We start from the raw sequence: 16,084 nt of genomic DNA, 5'->3' as shown, positions 1-16,084 counted from the left end.
TGCCCCGACCGGTGCGCCCGGCTACTGCAGCCGGATCGGGTTCACGATGTCGGCAGTCACGGTGAGCAGGGTGACGCCGCCGCCGATCACGACGAGCACCATCGTGACCGCGGACAGCTTCGTGTAGTCGACCGGTCCGCCCGCCGGTTTCCCGCGCAGCCCGCGCAGCCAGTCGCGCACCCGCTCGTACCACGCCACCGCGATGTGCCCGCCGTCGAGCGGCAGCAGCGGCAGCAGGTTGAACACGCCGATGAAGAAGTTCAGGCTGGCCAGCAGGAAGAAGAACACCACCCACAGGCCCTGCTGCACCGCCTCGCCGCCGATCCGGCTCGCGCCGACCACACTGACCGGGGTGTTCGGATCGCGTTCACCGCCGAAGATCGCGCTCACCACGGCGGGCACCCGCTCCGGGAACTGCACCAGCCGCTGTGCGGTCTCGGCGAACATGGTGCCGGTGAAGGAGAACGTGGCCGGGACGCCCTGGAGACCGTTGTAGTGCAGGTACTGGGGCGGGATCGCGGTGGAGGCACCCATCATGCCCACCTCGTGCACCTGGCCGTCGGTGGTGAGCCGCTGCACGCGCGGGATGTCGACGGTGAAGTTCAGCGTCCGGTTGCCGCGCAGCACGGAGATCGGGGTCGGGCCGCTGGTGCCCTGCACGATCCGGAGCACGTCCTGCCAGGTCGGCGTTTCCTGGCCGGAGACGGACACGATCTTGTCGCCGGCGCGGATGCCCGCGGTCTGCGCGGGGGTCGGCGCACCGGCCGGGCACGTCTCGTCCTGCAGCTGCTGGCTCGTGGTGGCCGGGCGGGCACAGGACGTGGCGGCGAGCACCGGTTCGGTGGAGGGGTTGATGTTCGGCAGGCCGATGGTGATCGCCATCAGGTAGAGCACGACGAAACCGAGGATGAAGTGCGTCACCGAACCCGCGCACATCACGATCGTGCGCTTCCAGGTCTTGAACCGCCACATCGCACGCGGCGCTTCCTCCGGGGTGACCTCGTCCAGCGCGGTCATGCCCGCGATATCGCAGAACCCGCCGAGCGGAATCCACTTGAGACCGTATTCGGTCTCCCCCCGGCGCCAGGAGAAGACCGTGGGCCCGAAGCCCACGAAGTAGCGCCGGACCTTCATTCCGAACGCCTTGGCCGTCACCATGTGACCGGCCTCGTGCAGTGCGACGGAGATGCAGATCCCCAGCGCGAACAGCACCACCCCGATGATGTAGGCGAGCACGCGCTACTTCCCCTTACCGAGCATCGTTCCGGCGCGCGCGCGAGCCCAGCGCTCGGCGGCGAGTACATCTTCGACGTCGCGAGGCTCGCGACGCCATTCGTCGGCAGCTTCCACCACCTGCGAAACAGTGTCCACAATCGAGGTGAAACCGGCGTTCTGCGCGAGGAAGGCGGCCACCGCCTCCTCGTTCGCCGCGTTGTAGACCGCGGGCAGGCAGCCGCCCGCGGCACCGGCCGCACGGGCCAGTTCCACCGCCGGGAACGCCTCGTTGTCCAGCGGTTCGAAGGTCCAGCTCGCGGCGGTGTCCCAGGTGCAGGCCGCGGCCGCCCCCGGCACCCGGTCCGGCCAGTTCAACGCGAGCGCGATCGGCAGCCGCATGTCCGGCGGGCTCGCCTGCGCGATCGTGGAACCGTCGGCGAAGGTCACCATCGAGTGCACGATCGACTGGGCGTGCACGGTCACGTCGATCCGCGCGGGTTCGATGCCGAACAGCAACGCCGCTTCGATCAGCTCCAGGCCCTTGTTGATCAGCGTCGCCGAGTTGATCGTGATCAGCGGTCCCATCGACCAGGTCGGATGCGCCATCGCCTGTTCGACGGTGACCTCGGCCAGGTCGGCGCGCTTGCGGCCGCGGAACGGGCCGCCGGACGCGGTGAGCACCAGCCGGGCCACCTCCTGTTCCCGCCCGGACCGCAGTGCCTGCGCGATGGCCGAATGCTCGGAATCGACCGGCACGATCTGGCCGGGTTTGGCCGCGGCGAGCACCAGCGGGCCGCCGGCGATCAGCGATTCCTTGTTGGCCAGCGCGAGCGTGGCGCCGGTGGCGAGCGCGCGCAGCGTCGGGTCGAGTCCCTGCGAACCGGGCAGCGCGTTGAGCACCACGTCGACTTCCACCGTGTCGATCAGCTGCGCCACGGCGTCGGAACCGGCGAGGATGCGCGGGAGGCGGAACTCCCCCTTCGCATAACCGCGACGCTGCGCCTCGGCGTACAGCGCGAGCTGCAGATCCTCGACCACCGTGGGCTTGGTCACGGCGACTGCGGTCACGTCGTGCGCGAGCGCCTGCGCGGCCAGCGCCGCCGGATCGGAACCGCCCGCGGCAATGCCGGCGACGGTGAACAGGTGCGGGTTACGGGCGGCGACGTCGAGTGCCTGGGCCCCGACGGACCCGGTCGAGCCCAGCACGAGAACGCTTCGCGAGGTAGTCATCGAGAGTCATTATCGCCTGCGCGGGCCGTCTCCGCGGAGCACCCGGCCGTATGGGATCATTCGAGGGCACAACGTCCGGTGGGCCCGAAGGAGTGGTCGTGGCAGGCAAGGCGATCGAGAAGCGCCCCGAGGTCGACCCGCGCGACGAACCGTCCGCCGCATGGGGCTGGCACGGCTCGTTCCCGAAGGCCACCCGCATCGCGGGCTGGGTGAGCGCGGTCATCCTGCTGCTGATGCTCAAGGGCAACCACGAGAACAACACCGAGAACGTCTGGCTGATCGGGCTCGCCGCGGTCATCGTGCTGGCACTGGTGCTCGATCTGCGCCGCCGCCGCACCGCCTGGCGCAAGTAACTGCGCCGCCGTCCGGTCCGAGCGATCGGGGCGGAGCGCACCGCGGGTCACCGGTGTACAGAGCTGGCGCAAGGACCACTGCATTCGCTAGTTTGCGGGTCCATGAAGCCACGTTGGGCCGCGCTCGCCCTCGCCGTTTTCGCCACTTCGGTGCTCACCGCGGCGCCCGCTTCGGCCGCGCCGGCTCCGTCTGCACCGGTGGTCCGCTGCGAGTTCACGCCGACCCCGGACAACCCCGCCGCGCGTCCGGTGCTGCGTCCGCTGCCGCTGGCCCTCACGCACGGCACGGTGGAGGTGACCTTCCACTTCAACTACGGCCCGGTTACCGTGGCGCTCGACCGCGGCGGAGCGGCCCCGTGCGCGGTGGCGAACATGGCCAGCCTGGTCCTGCAGCACTTCTACGACCACAGCCAGTGCTGGCGGCTGACCGATTCGGAACGTCTCGGCGTGCTGCAGTGCGGCGACCTCAAGGAGGTCGAGAAGGGCGGTCCGGGCTACGGATTCCCCGACGAGGTGTCCGGCAAGGAGACCTACGAGCGCGGCACGATCGCGATGGGCAACCAGGGCCCCGGCACGAACGGATCGGAGTTCTTCATCGTGCACTCGTTCGCGCACATCCCGGCGCAGTACTCGGTGCTGGGGAAGGTGATCCGCGGACTCGACGCGATCGACCGGATGGTGGCGGACGGCATCATCCCCACCGACCCGGACGGACCGCTGGACGGCGCACCGGCGCATCCGGTGCAGATCGAACGCGCCGGTTTCGGGCGTTGACCTTCCTCAGCCGACCGGAAGACCGGCCGGATAGTCCTGGCCGAAGTCGGCGGACCGGCTGACCGCTGCCCACCTGGCCGCCTCTTCGAGCTGGCCACGCGAATAGCGCTGCGCCATCTCGACCGCGCCGGCCCCGAGCACGAGGTGCGAGGGCAGGTCCTCCCGCTTCACCACGCGGACCAGGATCTCGCCCGCCCGCTCGGGATCGCCCGCGGCACGCGACCGGCCCCGCAGATCGGCCATCGCGCCGACGGTCTGCCGGTACTCCGGCGCGATGTCGTGGATCTGCATGGACGAACCGGCCCAATCGGTGTCGAATCCACCCGGTTCCACCACCAGGAACCGGATCCCGAGCGGCGCGGTCTCGGCAGCCAGCACCCGGGTGAACCCGTCCACGGCGAACTTCGCCGCCTGGTAGGAGCCGAGGCCGGGGCTGCCGCCGACCCGGCCGCCGATCGAGGAGAACTGGACGATCGTGCCCGCACCCTTGGCTTTCAGCACCGGGAGCGCAGCGAGGCAGACGTGGTACACGCCCCAGAAGTTCGTGTCGAACTGCCGGCGGAAATCGTCCTCGGCCATGTGCTCCACGGAAGCGACGTTCGCGTAGCCGGCGTTGTTCACCACGACGTCGATCCCGTCGAATCGCGCGCATGCCGCCTCCACGGCAGCCACCGCGGCCGCGCGATCGGTGACGTCGAGCCGCACCGGCAGCACGCGGTCGCCGTACTGCCGCACGAGGTCGTCCAGCTGCTCCGGCTTGCGCGCCGTGGCGACGACCTGATCACCGGCCGCCAGCGCCGCAACGGCAAGCGCACGTCCGAAGCCGCGAGACGAACCGGTGATGAACCAAGTAGTAGTCATGCACTTAGTACAACACCGTTTCATTATTAGTGCAACGTGGTTGTGTTATGATCCGCGTCATGAGCCCGGCCGGTCCCCAGCGCGCCCGCAGCGCGGCGGCGAAACAGCAGCGTGAGCGTGCGATCGTCGAGGCGGCACGCGAACTGGGCACCGAGCGCAGCGTTCGTGAAGTCACCCTCACCGACATCGCCGCCGCGGTGGGCATGCACAAGTCCGCGATGCTGCGCTACTTCGAAACGCGGGAGCAGATCTTCCTGACGCTCACCGCCGAAGGCTGGCACGAATGGGCCACCGCGATCGCCGCGGAGCTGGGTGAACCCGCCGAGCCCCGGCAGATCGCCGGGGTTCTCGCACGGACACTGGTGGCCCGGCCACTGTTCTGCGACCTGCTCGCCCAGGCGCCGCTGAACCTCGAACGCAACGTCTCGCTCGACACGGCGTTCGAATTCAAGACCGCAGTACTCGGCGAAGTCGCCGGAATCGCCGCGCGCCTCCGCACCGCGGCCGGAATCGACGAGCAGGCAGCCTCCGACGTCATCGCCACCGCCACCGGCATGGCCGGCGCGCTCTGGCAAATGGCCGCTCCCGGCACCAAGCTGCGGGAACTCTACGAACAACACCCCGAACTGGCCCACGCCGTCGTGGCAGTCGAACCGCGGCTGACCAGCATCCTGACCGCACTGCTGACCGGCAGCCGTTGACCAGCACGGAAAAGGGCCGCCCCGGGGAAACCCCGAGGCGGCCCGTGCACCCAGTTCGGCCTGGTTACCGATCAGCGCGCGGGGACACCAGCTCGCTCGGCCCGCCGCCCGATTCGCCGGACACGGCGGCCAGTTCCTCGCCGACCGACTCCGGATCGGCGGGCTTCTTCTTCGGGTCGGTCGTCAGCAGCGACGCGATGGCGCCGATCAGGCAGACCACGATGGCGAACCCGAAGGCGACCGCGAGCCCGTCCTGGAACGGCCCGGAGATCAGGTTCGGGAAGAAGCTGCGCCCGGTCAGGAACGAGGCCTGGTCCGGCGGCAGGCTGCTCAGCTGACCGCCGAGCAGCTGCTGGATCGGGTTGTAGCCGAGGAACGCGGCGAACAGCACGGCGACCGCAGGCAGGTGCGCGATCTGGTCGGCCGAGCCGGCCGGCACCCCGTGCGAGGTGAGGCCCTGCGCCATCGCGGACGGCAGACTGCTCGACAGCCCGGCGATGATCAGGCTGAAGAAGAACCCGATGGACAGCACCATGGCGGCGTTCTGGAAGGTGGTCATCATGCCCGCGCCGGACCCACGGGAGTCCGCGGGCAGGCTGTTCATCACCTCGGCCCGGTTCGGCGAGGAGAACATGCCCATGCCGATGCCGTTGATCAGCAGGATCGCCGCGAACGCCCAGTAGTTGAAGTTCACCGGCAGCAGGATCAGCAGCAGGAAGGTCGCCGCGGTGATCACCAGTCCGCTGGAGGCCAGCGCCCGGCTGCCGATGCGGTCGGACAGGATGCCCGCGGTCGGCGCGGACGCCAGGAAGCCGATCGTCATCGGCAGCATGTAGATGCCCGCCCACAGCGGCGTCTGCTCGAAGGTGTAGCCGTGCTGCGGCAGCCAGATGCCCTGCAGCCAGATGATCAGGATGAACTGCAGGCCACCACGGCCGAGCGACGCGGTGAGGTTGGCCAGGTTGCCCCAGCTGAACGAGCGGATCCGGAACAGCGAGAGCCGGAACAGCGGGTTGTCCACCTTCGTCTCGATCACCACGAAGGCGATCAGCACCGCGATGCCGCCGATCAGGCAGGACAGCACCATCGGGCTGCCCCAGCCGGTGGCCGAGGTGCCGTAGGGCTGGATGCCGTAGGTGATGCCCACCAGCACCGCGATCAGGCCGACGGCGAAGGTGATGTTGCCCCACCAGTCCATCTTGGCGTGCTTGCGGATCCCGGTGTCGTGCAGCTTGAGATAGGCCCAGACGGTGCCGATGACCCCGATCGGCACCGAGACGAGGAAGACCAGGTTCCAGTTGATCGGGGCCAGCACCCCGCCGATCACGAGCCCGAGGAACGAGCCGGCGATGGCCGCGACGCCGTTCATGCCGAGCGCGAGACCACGCTGGTTGGACGGGAACGCGTCGGTGAGGATGGCCGAGGAGTTGGCCATCAGGAAGGCACCGCCGACGCCCTGCACGATCCGCCAGCCGATCAGCCACAGCGCGGCCGCGCTGCCGTCGAACCACGTGACGGCCAGCATGATCGACGAGACCGTGAACACCGCGAACCCGAGATTGTACATCCGGGCCCTGCCGTACATGTCGCCGAGCCGCCCGAACGCCACCACCAGCACCGCGGTGACCACGAGGAAGCCCATGATCATCCACAGCAGATAGCTGGTGTTCGACGGCTCCAGGGGGTTGATCCCGATGCCCTTGAAGATGTCGGGCAGTGCGATCAGCACGATCGACGAGTTGATCGTCGCGATCAGCATGCCCAGCGTCGTGTTGGACAGCGCGATCCACTTGTACCGCGGCCCCAGCTCCGCGATCGAATAAGTCCTGCGCTCCGCCACAGTCGAAGACCTCTCTCGTTGCGTTCCCTTAGCTAGGCTAAGCAAGTTGCTTGCGTTAGACAAGCAACTTTCGGAAACGGTTGCGAGACACGGGTCACAATCGCTTGACTGTCCTTTGTGGATTATTTACCTTCACTCGTCCGAGTTAACCCCCCGGACATCCGGGAACACCTTGCCCGGGTTGAGGATCCGGTGCGGGTCGAGCGCGTTCTTGACCGCGTGGTGCAGCTCGAGCACGGCCGGTCCCAGCTCCTCGGCGAGGCCCGGCTGTTTGAGCAGTCCCACCCCGTGCTCGCCGGTGACGGTGCCGCCGAGGGCGAGCGCATCGGCGACGATGTCGTCGAACGCGGCCTGCGCGCGGCGCCGGGCGGCGTCGTCGCCGGCCGGGGTGATCAGCAGCGGGTGCAGGTTGCCGTCGCCGATGTGCGCGATGTTCGCGATCTGCGTGTCGTGCCGCTCGGCGGCGGTCTCGATCCGCGCGAGCATCTCCGGGACCAGATGGGTGGGCACGCAGACGTCCTCGGTGAGCACCGGGCCCAGCCGCTCCAGCGCCGGGTAGGCCAGCCTGCGGGCGGCGAACAGGGCGTCGGCCTCGGTCTGGTCCGAGGACTGCACGGCAAAGGTGGCGCCGGCCTTCTCGAAGCACTCCAGCATCACCGCGGCCTCGTGCTCCCCCGCCGCGCCCGGCGCGTCGCTGCGGCCGAGCAGCACCACGTCGGCGTCGGCGGACAGGCCCATGTTCTTCCAGGCGTCGACGGCGGCAAGACAGTGCCGGTCGACCAGTTCGAGCGCGGACGGCACGATGCCGGCCGCCCGGATCGCCGCGGCGGCCTCGCCTGCCGCAACAGTCGAATCGAAGTACCCGGCGACCGTCGCCTCCGGTGAGCGCTGCGCGCGCAGCCGCACGGTGATCTCGGTGATCACCCCGAGGGTGCCCTCGGAGCCGACCATCAGCCCGGCGAGGTCGTAGCCTGCCACGCCTTTCGCGGTGCGCCTGCCCAGCCGGACGAGCTCACCGGTGCCGGTCACCACCTGCAGGCCGAGCACGTAGTCGCGGGTCACGCCGTACTTCACGCAGCAGACCCCGCCCGCGTTGGTGGCCACGTTGCCGCCGATCGTCGACCACGGCGAACTGGCCGGATCGGGCGGGTACCAGAGGCCGTGCCCGGCACACGCCGCGCGCAGGTCGTCGTTGACCACCCCCGGAGCCACCACGGCCAGCCGCTCCACCGGGTCGATCTCCTTGATCTCGGTCATCCGGTCGGTGACCAGCACAACGCATCCGGCGACGGCGTTCGCCCCGCCGGACAGCCCGGTGCCTGCACCGCGCGGGACCAGCGGAACCCCGTTGGCCAGGCACTGCCGCACGGTCGCCTGCACCTCTTCGGCCGAGCGCGGGCGGACGACCACCGCCGGTTCGGTGTAGGGCGCCCACTCCGCCTCGTCGTGCGCGTAGCTCCGGAGCACGTCCGGATCGGCCGTGACCCGGTCTTCCGGCAGGACTGCACGCAGGTCGTCGATCAGCATGAGCGCTCCGTTCGCGTTCGGTCGTCCCGCCAGGTTAGGCCGGGCCGCCCGAACACCGGCACCGGCGGACCGGCGGAAACGACGGCAGGGCCCCGCCGTCCTGCCCGAGCGCAGGACGGCGGGGCCCCGGTTCCGGGGTGGCTGCTCAGGTGTCGAGCGTGCCGTACACGATGATGTTGTCGAGGTAGCTGTGCGCCGCCGGATCGAACGCACCGCCACAGGTGATCAGCCGGATCTGCGGGTCGGTGGTGTTGCCGTACACCGCTTCGGTGGGAAACGTCTTCTTCGCGATCTGGTCCACGCGCGTGACGGTGAAGGTGGCCTTCGACCCGTCCTTGCGCCCGATCACGACCTCGTCCCCCTTCTTCACCTCGTGCAGCCGCCAGAAGATGCCCTTCCGGTGGTTGCCGTCGATGTGGCCGAGCACCACTGCCGGACCGACTTCGCCGGGTGTGGGGCCGTAGCGGTACCACCCGGCCTGCAGTGGCTGGTCCACCGGCGGCACCTGCACCGTCTTGTCCGCGTTGAGGCCGAGCGAGACCAGCGACGAATGCGCGTCGATGCTCGGCACGTCGACCGACACCGGCTCCGACTTCGTCAGCCCGACCGCGGCCGCGGACGACGGAACAGGCGCAGCGGCCGGCGCCGGCGTGGACGATCCGCAACCGACCAGCGCGAGGTTGGCGACGAGCGCCAGCAGCAGGGCCCACCGCCCGAACCGGGACCGCCGCGGGCGGTCACCGGCACACCGGGACTGCCTCACCGGGCGGCCACAGTGGCCAGCGAACCGTCCCCGGTCTCCGGTGCACCGGCGGGCACGACGCTCACCTGGCCGGGGCCTTCTGCGGGCGGTTGCGCGGGCGAGGTCGGCCGGCTGGGCGAGGTCGGCGGCGGGGTGGTCGTGCCGGCGACCTTGGCGCAGGTGGCGGAGGCAAGCACGATGTCGCCACTGCCGAGTGCGCCGGTCTTCTTGCCGCCGAGGAGTTTCACGTGCAGCGCGTTGACCGTGAGGCTGCCGTCGGAGTGCTTGATCTGCTCGTTCACGATCACCTGCAGCACCCCCGGCACGCCGATCTTCTGGTTCGGCGAGGTACCGACCGGCAGGTCACCGATCTTGCCGAGGTCGAGACCGACCAGCTTGGACGAGGCGGTGATGCCCTCCGGTGTGGAGGTGCACTCGGAACTGATCACGCCGGCCTTCGGCGTGCTGCCGGCGAGCGGGGCGAGCACCGGGAGCGCAGCGTCGACGATCGCGGCCTTCGCGGTGACCGGGCCGTCCTCCTTGGCCGAACTGCTGATCGCCTTGGCGGTGATCAGGCCCTTCAGCGGGACGTCCACCACCTGCGCCGACTCCGGGCCCGCGGTGGACGACCGGGCGAGCTTGCCGGTCTCCACCGAGATTCCCTTGTCTCCCAGCACACCGGGCAGCAGCGAGACCGAGGCCGACGCGCCGTAGGCCGATCCGGCGGGCGCTTCGTCGGCGACCGCCGAGGGGGCGACGGTGGCGAGCAGGGCCAGTGCGGGAACGGCGACCGCGACGGTCCGTCCACGCAGCAGGGCAGAACGCATGAATTGTCCTTTCGAACAGACAAGTTGGGAACCGCCCGCGAATCCCCGAATCCGCGCGTGATCGGCCGCAACTGGCGATCACCGGCGAGGACGCGACATTATCAAGAGCCTCGGGCAACGCAAAACAAGATCAGCCGGGACCGTCCGGCAAACACCGCACCGCAGTGACCGCAATTCCACAATTTCACCACTAAAGAGGTATGTAACGCGCGCTCGCAACCTGCGGTTTCTCACGCACTGCCACCGAATTGCCGGCCAGACCACCCGGTTGCCAGTCCGCCAACCCGGTTAGGTGATCCTGCAAACGGAGGGCTGCGGATACCGTGCGTCAGCTGGGCGTCACGCTCGCGGCCACCTCCAGGGAATTCGTCCCGCACTGCAGGCCCGGCCGGAAAATGTCCACAATGGAACTGTGGTACCGGATCGCACGGTTCCCTTCGCCGCGCGCCGTCGAATTGTCCGTGCCTCAGTCGGCCGGTCCGCGCAACGTCAGGACCACGCGCAATACGTGTTCGACGGCCGATTCGAAGACCGCACCTCGCAGCTCCCCGCGCGCGGCGAGGTTGCGCGCGGCGAAGTCCAGCATGCGCTCCGGCCCCACGCGCCGGACCACGAGCGAGGCGACGTCCTCCAGCTCGAGTCCGGGGTTGTCCATCCTCGTGAGCGCGAACTCGATGAGCAGCTCTTCGTCGGTCATGTTCCCGGGAACCACGCTCTCCAGCGTAGATCAGGTCCGGACGGGAGGGGACGGTGCAAATCGCGTACCCCCGCCGAGGGCGGCACCGCCTGCCGCTCGCCCCGGGGAGCCCATCGCGGTGGCTGTGCGCGGTGATCAGCGAGGTAAGCGCAGCGCAGGCGATACCGGCGCCGGACAACAGGGGGGAGATGAGCAGCCACCTGCGCCCCGGCGGGAGAAGCACTGCTCCTTGCCGGTACCCGGCGTCGTCACGCCGGCCGGACGCAGAACGGGTGTCCGGCCGGGCTGGCGTAGACCAGGGCACCGGGGTGCTGTTCCAGGTCGACGCCGGGCGCGGGCCGCAGCCGTCGGCCGCCTGCCTCGACCGCCAGCCGGTCCGTCGCGGCCGGGTCGTCCGTGCGCAGGTCGAAATGCATCTGCTGGTCGCCACCGTCCGGCCAGTCCGGCGGCAGGTGGCCGGGAACCCGCTGGACGACGAGCACGGGCATTCCTTCGACCTGCAGGAAGTGGTGGCTGTCGGTCGTGCTGAGCGAGCCACCCAGCAGCCGGTGCCAGAACGCACTTTCGGCGTCGGGTTCAGCGGCGTCGAGCACCAGGGAGAGCAGGGTCGTGTTCATCGTTGCCTCCGGATTCGAAAGCGCCGGTCACAGCGCGGGGATGATTCCGCCGTCGACCCGGAATTCCGCCCCGGTGAGCCACTTGGCGCGCCCGGAAGCGAGGAATGCGATCATCTCCGCCACGTCACCGGGATCGCCCGGCCTGCCCATGGGCACGTCCAGGTGGTCGACGATCTGCTGTTTCACCTCGTCGACATGCACGCCCTGCTCGTCGGCCAGGTGCTTGAGGTGGGCCAGCGCACCGTCGGTGACCACGAATCCCGGCAGGACGCACACCACCCGCACCCCGTGCTTGCCGACCTCGGTCGCCAGTTCGCGGCTGTAGGTGTTCAACGCTGCCTTGGCCGCGGCATAGGACGCCTCGGCCCGCTGCGGCAACCGGCTGGCGATCGACGAGACGTGCACGACCACGCCGGATCCCCGCTCCACCATGCCGGGCACGAGGGCGCGGTCGAGCCGAACCGCGCTCAGGAGGTTCAGGTCGAGATCCGCCAGCCACGATTCGTCGGACCGTTCGAGGGTCGGCGCCGGGGCACTTGCCGCGGCTGCGTTGTCGACCAGCACGTCCACGCCGCCGACGGCATCGACGACTCGCCGTCCGAGCTCGGCGACACCGCGCTCGGACGCCAGATCCGCGGCGATGAACGTGGCGGGCAGATCGTCGGCGGGCGCGGAACGGGACGCGGTGAGCACGCTCGCGCCTGCGGCTGCGAACCGCCGGACGGTCGCCTCCCCGATACCACGGCTGCCGCCGGTGACCAGCACCCGCAGCCCTTCCAGCCGCTCTGCTGATCCGGACATGGCACGCGCCTCTTCCGCAATAAGGTGAACCAGACTCCGGTAACCTTACACAAACGGAGTCAGACTCACCTTAAGCAGATCTGTTGCGGTCATCACGTTCACGACAAGCCGAGACACCGTCCGCCCGCCGAGGCGGGCTGACGTGGAGGAATCGGAGTGCTGGTACCGAACCGGCAGCCCGTGCGCGAGCTGCACCGGTCCGGGACTGCAAAGAGGACTCGAAGCGCTCCCGTTGGAGCGCCGGCTGCTCAGCCTTGTGCGGCGTGCGAAGCCGTTACGCTTCGGCGGCCAACTGCCCGCAGGCCGCGGCGATTTCCTGACCACGGGTGTCGCGCACGGTGCATGCCACCCCACCGGCGTTCACCAGCCGCACGAACTCCCGCTCCACCGGCTTCGGCGACGCGTCCCACTTCGACCCCGGCGTGGGGTTCAGCGGGATCACGTTCACATGCACCAGCTGGCCCAGGTGCTTACGCAGCCGCTTCGCCAAAAGCTCCGCCCGCCACGGCTGGTCGTTGATGTCCCGGATCAACGCGTACTCGATCGACACCCGGCGCCCGGACGTGTCCGCGTAGTACCGCGCCGCCGAGAGCACCTCGTCCACCGACCAGCGGTTGTTCACCGGCACCAAGGTGTCGCGCAGCTCGTCGTCCGGCGTGTGCAACGACACCGCCAGCCGCACCTGCATCTTCTCGTCCGCCAGCTTCCGAATCGCGGGCGCCAGCCCCACCGTCGACACCGTCACCGAACGCTGGCCGATGCCGAGACCGCCCGGCGCGGGATCGGTGATCCGCCGCACCGCCGAGACCACCCGCCGGTAGTTCGCGAGCGGTTCACCCATGCCCATGAAAACGATGTTCGACAGCCGTCCCGGACCGCCGGGCAGCTTGCCGTCGCGCATGACCGCGGCCGCGGAACGGACCTGGTCGACGATCTCCGCGGTGGACAGGTTCCGGTCGAGGCCGCCCTGGCCGGTCGCGCAGAACGGGCAGGCCATCCCGCAGCCCGCCTGACTGGAGATGCACAGCGTGGCCCGGTCCGGATACCGCATGAGGACGCTTTCCAGCAGCGTCCCGTCGTGCGCGCGCCACAGCGTCTTGCGGGTCGCACCGCCGTCCGCGGCCAGCGCGCGTACCTCGGTGAGCAGGGACGGCATCAGGTCGGCCACCAGACGTTCCCGCGCGGCGGCCGGGATGTCGGTCATCTCCGCCGGGTCGACGGTCAGCCGCGAGAAGTAGTGGTTCGACAACTGCTTCGCGCGGAACGCCTTCTCCCCCAGTTCGACGACGGCCTCGGCCCGCTCGGCGGCGGTGAGGTCGGCGAGGTGGCGCGGCGGGAGGCCGCGCTTGGGCGCGTCGAAAACCAAAGGGAGGGCAGTCATGACCTGCTCAGTATCCCATACCGGCCACGGTGCCAGGCAGCCGGACCACCCCGCCCGGGATGCGCCGCCGCGTCCGGACACCCCCTGAACGCCCGGTTCAGGGGTGGGGCCGCGGCGCTGCCCGGTTTAGCGTCCCGAACGTAGGCACGTCTCCCGGGGGTGGGCTCATGCGTTCCAGAACAGCCGTCGCGATGCTGGTTCTCCTGCTGCTCGGCACGGCACCGGCCGCGGCCACGGGTACCGGCGCCACGATCGCGGTGGACGGGCTGGCCCGGCCGGTCGATCTGCTGGTCGACGAATGGGGCGTGCCGCACGTGTACGCCGCCGACACCCGCGATCTGTTCTTCGCACAGGGCTTCACCGTCGCACGGGACCGGCTGTTCCAGCTCGACACCTGGCGCAGGCGCGGGCTCGGCCTGCTCAGCGAGGTGCTCGGACCGTCCTATGTGGAGCAGGACCGGGCCGCCCGGCTGTTCCTCTACCGCGGTGACATGCAGGCCGAATGGGCCTCCTACGGACCGGAGGCCAAACTGGCCGCGACCCGTTTCGCCGAGGGCATCAACGGCTACATCGACTGGCTCGGCAAGCATCCGGAGTCCGTCCCACCCGAGTTCCGCACGCTCGGCTATCAGCCCGCGCACTGGCGCCCGGAGGACGTGGTGCGCATCCGCACGCACGCGATCGGCGAGAACCTGATGTGGGAGGTGGCCCGCGCGCGGATGGTCTGCGCCGCCGGGGAGGGCGCGAGCCGGTACCTGCGCAGCCTGCACCCGGACCACGAGGCGAAGGTTCCCGCCGGGCTCGACCCGTGTTCGGTGCCGGCGGACGTGCTTTCGGTGTACGACAAGGCCACTGCGGCGGTGACCTTCCCGAAGGGCGTGACCACGACGAAGGACATCGCGGACGCCACCAGCGGCAGCAACTCCTGGGCAGTCGGTCCCGGCCGCACCGCGACCGGCCGTCCGATCCTCGCCAACGATCCGCACCGCGGCGCCGACGCGCTGCCGTCCGGCCGGTACGTGGCGCAGCTGTCCGCGCCGGGGCTGAACCTCACCGGTGCGGGCGAGCCGTGGAACCCCGGCATCGCCATCGGGCACAACGGGACTGTCGCGTTCGGACTGACGAACCTGCCGATCGACCAGACCGACCTCTACGTCTACGACCTCGATCCGGCCGACCACAGCCGCTACCGGTACCGCGGCGGCTGGGAACCGATCACCAAGGTCACCGAAGCCATCCCGGTGCACGGCGCCGCTGCGGTACAGCAGGAGCTGGACTTCACCCGGCACGGACCGATCGTGAAGATCGACGAGAAGGCGCACAAGGCGTTCGCCGTGCGCACCGCGTGGACCGAGCCGGGCAGCTCCGCCTACCTCGGCAGCCTGAACTACCAGCGAGCACAGAACTTCGGCCAGTTCAGCGCGAGCATGCAGAAGTGGGGCGCCCCCGGGTCGAACCTCGTCTACGCGGACAAGCACGGGGACATCGGCTACGTCCCCGCCGGGCTGACCCCGCGGCGCACCGGTACCGACTACGACGGACTGCTTCCGGTGCCGGGCGACGGCCGTTACGAATGGGATGGTTTCCACGCCAATTCCGAGCTACCGGCGCAGCACAACCCGCCCGAGGGATTCTTCGCCTCCGCCAACGACTTCAACCTCCCGCCCGGCTATCCGGTCGTTTCGAACTACGAATGGCAGCTGCCCTACCGCAAACAACGTATCGACGAGCTCATCCGGTCCGAGCCGCAGGCGAGCGTGGACGATTCCCTCGCCATCCAGCGCGACGAGAAGTCGTTGGTGGCCACGCAGCTGCTGCCGTTCGTACGAGCACTGTCCTCATCGGACCCGGACACCGCGAAGGCACTCGAACTGCTGCGCGGCTACGACGGCGTGGCGTCGGTGGACTCGGCCCCCGCCGCACTGTACGAGACCTGGATCATGAAGTACCTGCACAGCGGCTGGGCACACACCCTGTTGCCCGCTGACGCCGCCGACGTGTTGTCCCAGACGATCAATCCCGACTTCAGCCTGGTCATCGACTCGTTCACCGATCCGGATGCGTGGTTCGGCACCGGCGGCGCCGCCGCACGCGACAAGCTGATCCTGGACACGCTGCCGCTCGCTTTCCGCGACGTGGCAGGGAAACTCGGGGAAGACCCGGCGAAGTGGCGCTGGGGCGGCCTGCAGTACGCACAGTTCGACCACCCGCTCGGCAGCCCGAACGTGGGCCCTACCCCGATGGGCGGCGACTACGCCACGATCCACCCGTCCTTCTTCCATCCGCTGACCTACCAGCAGATCATCGGGGCCACCTTCAAGATGGCACTGGACGTGGGCAACTGGGACGCCTCGCGGGCGATCAACGCGCCCGGCCAGTCCGGCGATCCACGCAGCCCGCACTACCGGGACCTCAACGATCTGTGGGCCGCCGGCGGCTCGTTCCCGCTGTTGTCGAGCCGATCCGAGGTGGAACACCACCTGGACACCAGGATCCGCCTCGTGCCACGGTGACGGCC

At 69.5% G+C, this 16,084-nt stretch carries 15 protein-coding genes; 4 read left to right on the top strand and 11 right to left on the bottom strand.

All coding sequences use genetic code 11. The annotated features are described in order from the left end of the window. Window positions 1–21: 21 nt before the first annotated feature. A complete protein-coding gene (locus tag ABD793_RS35925) occupies window positions 22–1,236 on the bottom strand; it encodes a M50 family metallopeptidase (protein ID WP_344867856.1) in 1,215 nt (404 codons plus the stop codon). A 3-nt stretch (window positions 1,237–1,239) separates the two neighbouring features. Continuing rightward, on the bottom strand, window positions 1,240–2,445 hold the full coding sequence (gene dxr, locus ABD793_RS35920) for a 1-deoxy-D-xylulose-5-phosphate reductoisomerase (protein WP_344867854.1): 1,206 nt from the start codon (window positions 2,443–2,445) through the stop codon (window positions 1,240–1,242). Between the two features lie 98 nt (window positions 2,446–2,543). On the opposite strand from dxr, the gene ABD793_RS35915 reads away from it, so the two are divergent. Further along, complete coding sequence (locus tag ABD793_RS35915; RefSeq protein ID WP_344867853.1) at window positions 2,544–2,798, top strand: DUF2631 domain-containing protein; 255 nt, start codon at window positions 2,544–2,546, stop codon at window positions 2,796–2,798. 102 nt (window positions 2,799–2,900) lie between these two features. Further along, window positions 2,901–3,572 (top strand): peptidylprolyl isomerase, encoded by a 672-nt coding sequence (locus tag ABD793_RS35910; protein WP_344867852.1) that lies wholly within the window; start codon window positions 2,901–2,903, stop codon window positions 3,570–3,572. Between the two features lie 6 nt (window positions 3,573–3,578). Here the strand turns inward: ABD793_RS35910 and ABD793_RS35905 are convergent, their stop codons facing one another. Next, window positions 3,579–4,433 (bottom strand): SDR family NAD(P)-dependent oxidoreductase, encoded by an 855-nt coding sequence (locus tag ABD793_RS35905; RefSeq protein WP_344867851.1) that lies wholly within the window; start codon window positions 4,431–4,433, stop codon window positions 3,579–3,581. A 59-nt stretch (window positions 4,434–4,492) separates the two neighbouring features. On the opposite strand from ABD793_RS35905, the gene ABD793_RS35900 reads away from it, so the two are divergent. Continuing rightward, window positions 4,493–5,134 (top strand): TetR/AcrR family transcriptional regulator, encoded by a 642-nt coding sequence (locus ABD793_RS35900; RefSeq protein ID WP_344867850.1) that lies wholly within the window; start codon window positions 4,493–4,495, stop codon window positions 5,132–5,134. A gap of 64 nt (window positions 5,135–5,198) precedes the next feature. Here the strand turns inward: ABD793_RS35900 and ABD793_RS35895 are convergent, their stop codons facing one another. The 8 genes from ABD793_RS35895 to rlmN form a co-directional block, all read right to left on the bottom strand. Continuing rightward, window positions 5,199–6,974, bottom strand: coding sequence for an MFS transporter (locus ABD793_RS35895; protein WP_344867849.1), 1,776 nt, complete (start codon window positions 6,972–6,974; stop codon window positions 5,199–5,201). Between the two features lie 132 nt (window positions 6,975–7,106). Continuing rightward, complete coding sequence (locus ABD793_RS35890; protein ID WP_344867848.1) at window positions 7,107–8,501, bottom strand: FAD-binding oxidoreductase; 1,395 nt, start codon at window positions 8,499–8,501, stop codon at window positions 7,107–7,109. Window positions 8,502–8,646: 145 nt separating this feature from the next. Continuing rightward, window positions 8,647–9,264, bottom strand: coding sequence for a class F sortase (locus ABD793_RS35885; RefSeq protein ID WP_344867847.1), 618 nt, complete (start codon window positions 9,262–9,264; stop codon window positions 8,647–8,649). Next, entirely contained in the window at window positions 9,261–10,070 is an 810-nt protein-coding gene (locus ABD793_RS35880) for a choice-of-anchor P family protein (RefSeq protein WP_344867846.1), read from the bottom strand. Before ABD793_RS35880 ends, ABD793_RS35885 begins: the two co-directional genes overlap by 4 nt. A 466-nt stretch (window positions 10,071–10,536) precedes the next feature. After that, entirely contained in the window at window positions 10,537–10,767 is a 231-nt protein-coding gene (locus tag ABD793_RS35875) for a hypothetical protein (protein ID WP_344867933.1), read from the bottom strand. Window positions 10,768–11,015: 248 nt separating this feature from the next. Further along, complete coding sequence (locus ABD793_RS35870) at window positions 11,016–11,384, bottom strand: VOC family protein (protein WP_344867845.1); 369 nt, start codon at window positions 11,382–11,384, stop codon at window positions 11,016–11,018. 27 nt (window positions 11,385–11,411) lie between these two features. Beyond that, window positions 11,412–12,185, bottom strand: a complete 774-nt coding sequence (locus ABD793_RS35865) for an oxidoreductase (protein WP_344867844.1) — start codon at window positions 12,183–12,185, stop codon at window positions 11,412–11,414. Between the two features lie 274 nt (window positions 12,186–12,459). Further along, window positions 12,460–13,566: a dual-specificity RNA methyltransferase RlmN gene (gene rlmN / locus ABD793_RS35860; protein ID WP_344867843.1), complete on the bottom strand. Its 1,107-nt coding sequence runs from the start codon at window positions 13,564–13,566 to the stop codon at window positions 12,460–12,462. Between the two features lie 167 nt (window positions 13,567–13,733). Here rlmN and ABD793_RS35855 point away from each other — a divergent pair, with 167 nt between their 5' ends. Continuing rightward, window positions 13,734–16,079 carry a penicillin acylase family protein gene (locus ABD793_RS35855; RefSeq protein WP_344867841.1) on the top strand — a complete coding sequence of 782 codons (2,346 nt, stop codon included), beginning with the start codon at window positions 13,734–13,736 and terminating at the stop codon, window positions 16,077–16,079. Window positions 16,080–16,084 lie beyond the last annotated feature (5 nt).

It is taken from the genome of Amycolatopsis ultiminotia (assembly GCF_039536925.1).
Taxonomy (GTDB): domain Bacteria; phylum Actinomycetota; class Actinomycetes; order Mycobacteriales; family Pseudonocardiaceae; genus Amycolatopsis; species Amycolatopsis ultiminotia.
Note: the sequence above shows the minus strand (reverse complement) of the source record. Positions and strands in the feature narration are given on the sequence as shown.

Bases quoted from the DNA above. Each gene is read 5' to 3' on its own strand.
- dxr (WP_344867854.1), bottom strand. From the start codon at position 2,445: ATGACTACCTCGCGAAGCGTTCTCGTGCTGGGCTCGACCGGGTCCGTC.
- ABD793_RS35910 (WP_344867852.1), top strand. From the start codon at position 2,901: ATGAAGCCACGTTGGGCCGCGCTCGCCCTCGCCGTTTTCGCCACTTCG.
- ABD793_RS35905 (WP_344867851.1), bottom strand. From the start codon at position 4,433: ATGACTACTACTTGGTTCATCACCGGTTCGTCTCGCGGCTTCGGACGT.
- ABD793_RS35900 (WP_344867850.1), top strand. From the start codon at position 4,493: ATGAGCCCGGCCGGTCCCCAGCGCGCCCGCAGCGCGGCGGCGAAACAG.
- ABD793_RS35890 (WP_344867848.1), bottom strand. From the start codon at position 8,501: ATGCTGATCGACGACCTGCGTGCAGTCCTGCCGGAAGACCGGGTCACG.
- ABD793_RS35880 (WP_344867846.1), bottom strand. From the start codon at position 10,070: ATGCGTTCTGCCCTGCTGCGTGGACGGACCGTCGCGGTCGCCGTTCCC.
- ABD793_RS35875 (WP_344867933.1), bottom strand. From the start codon at position 10,767: ATGACCGACGAAGAGCTGCTCATCGAGTTCGCGCTCACGAGGATGGAC.
- ABD793_RS35870 (WP_344867845.1), bottom strand. From the start codon at position 11,384: ATGAACACGACCCTGCTCTCCCTGGTGCTCGACGCCGCTGAACCCGAC.
- ABD793_RS35865 (WP_344867844.1), bottom strand. From the start codon at position 12,185: ATGTCCGGATCAGCAGAGCGGCTGGAAGGGCTGCGGGTGCTGGTCACC.
- rlmN (WP_344867843.1), bottom strand. From the start codon at position 13,566: ATGACTGCCCTCCCTTTGGTTTTCGACGCGCCCAAGCGCGGCCTCCCG.
- ABD793_RS35855 (WP_344867841.1), top strand. From the start codon at position 13,734: ATGCGTTCCAGAACAGCCGTCGCGATGCTGGTTCTCCTGCTGCTCGGC.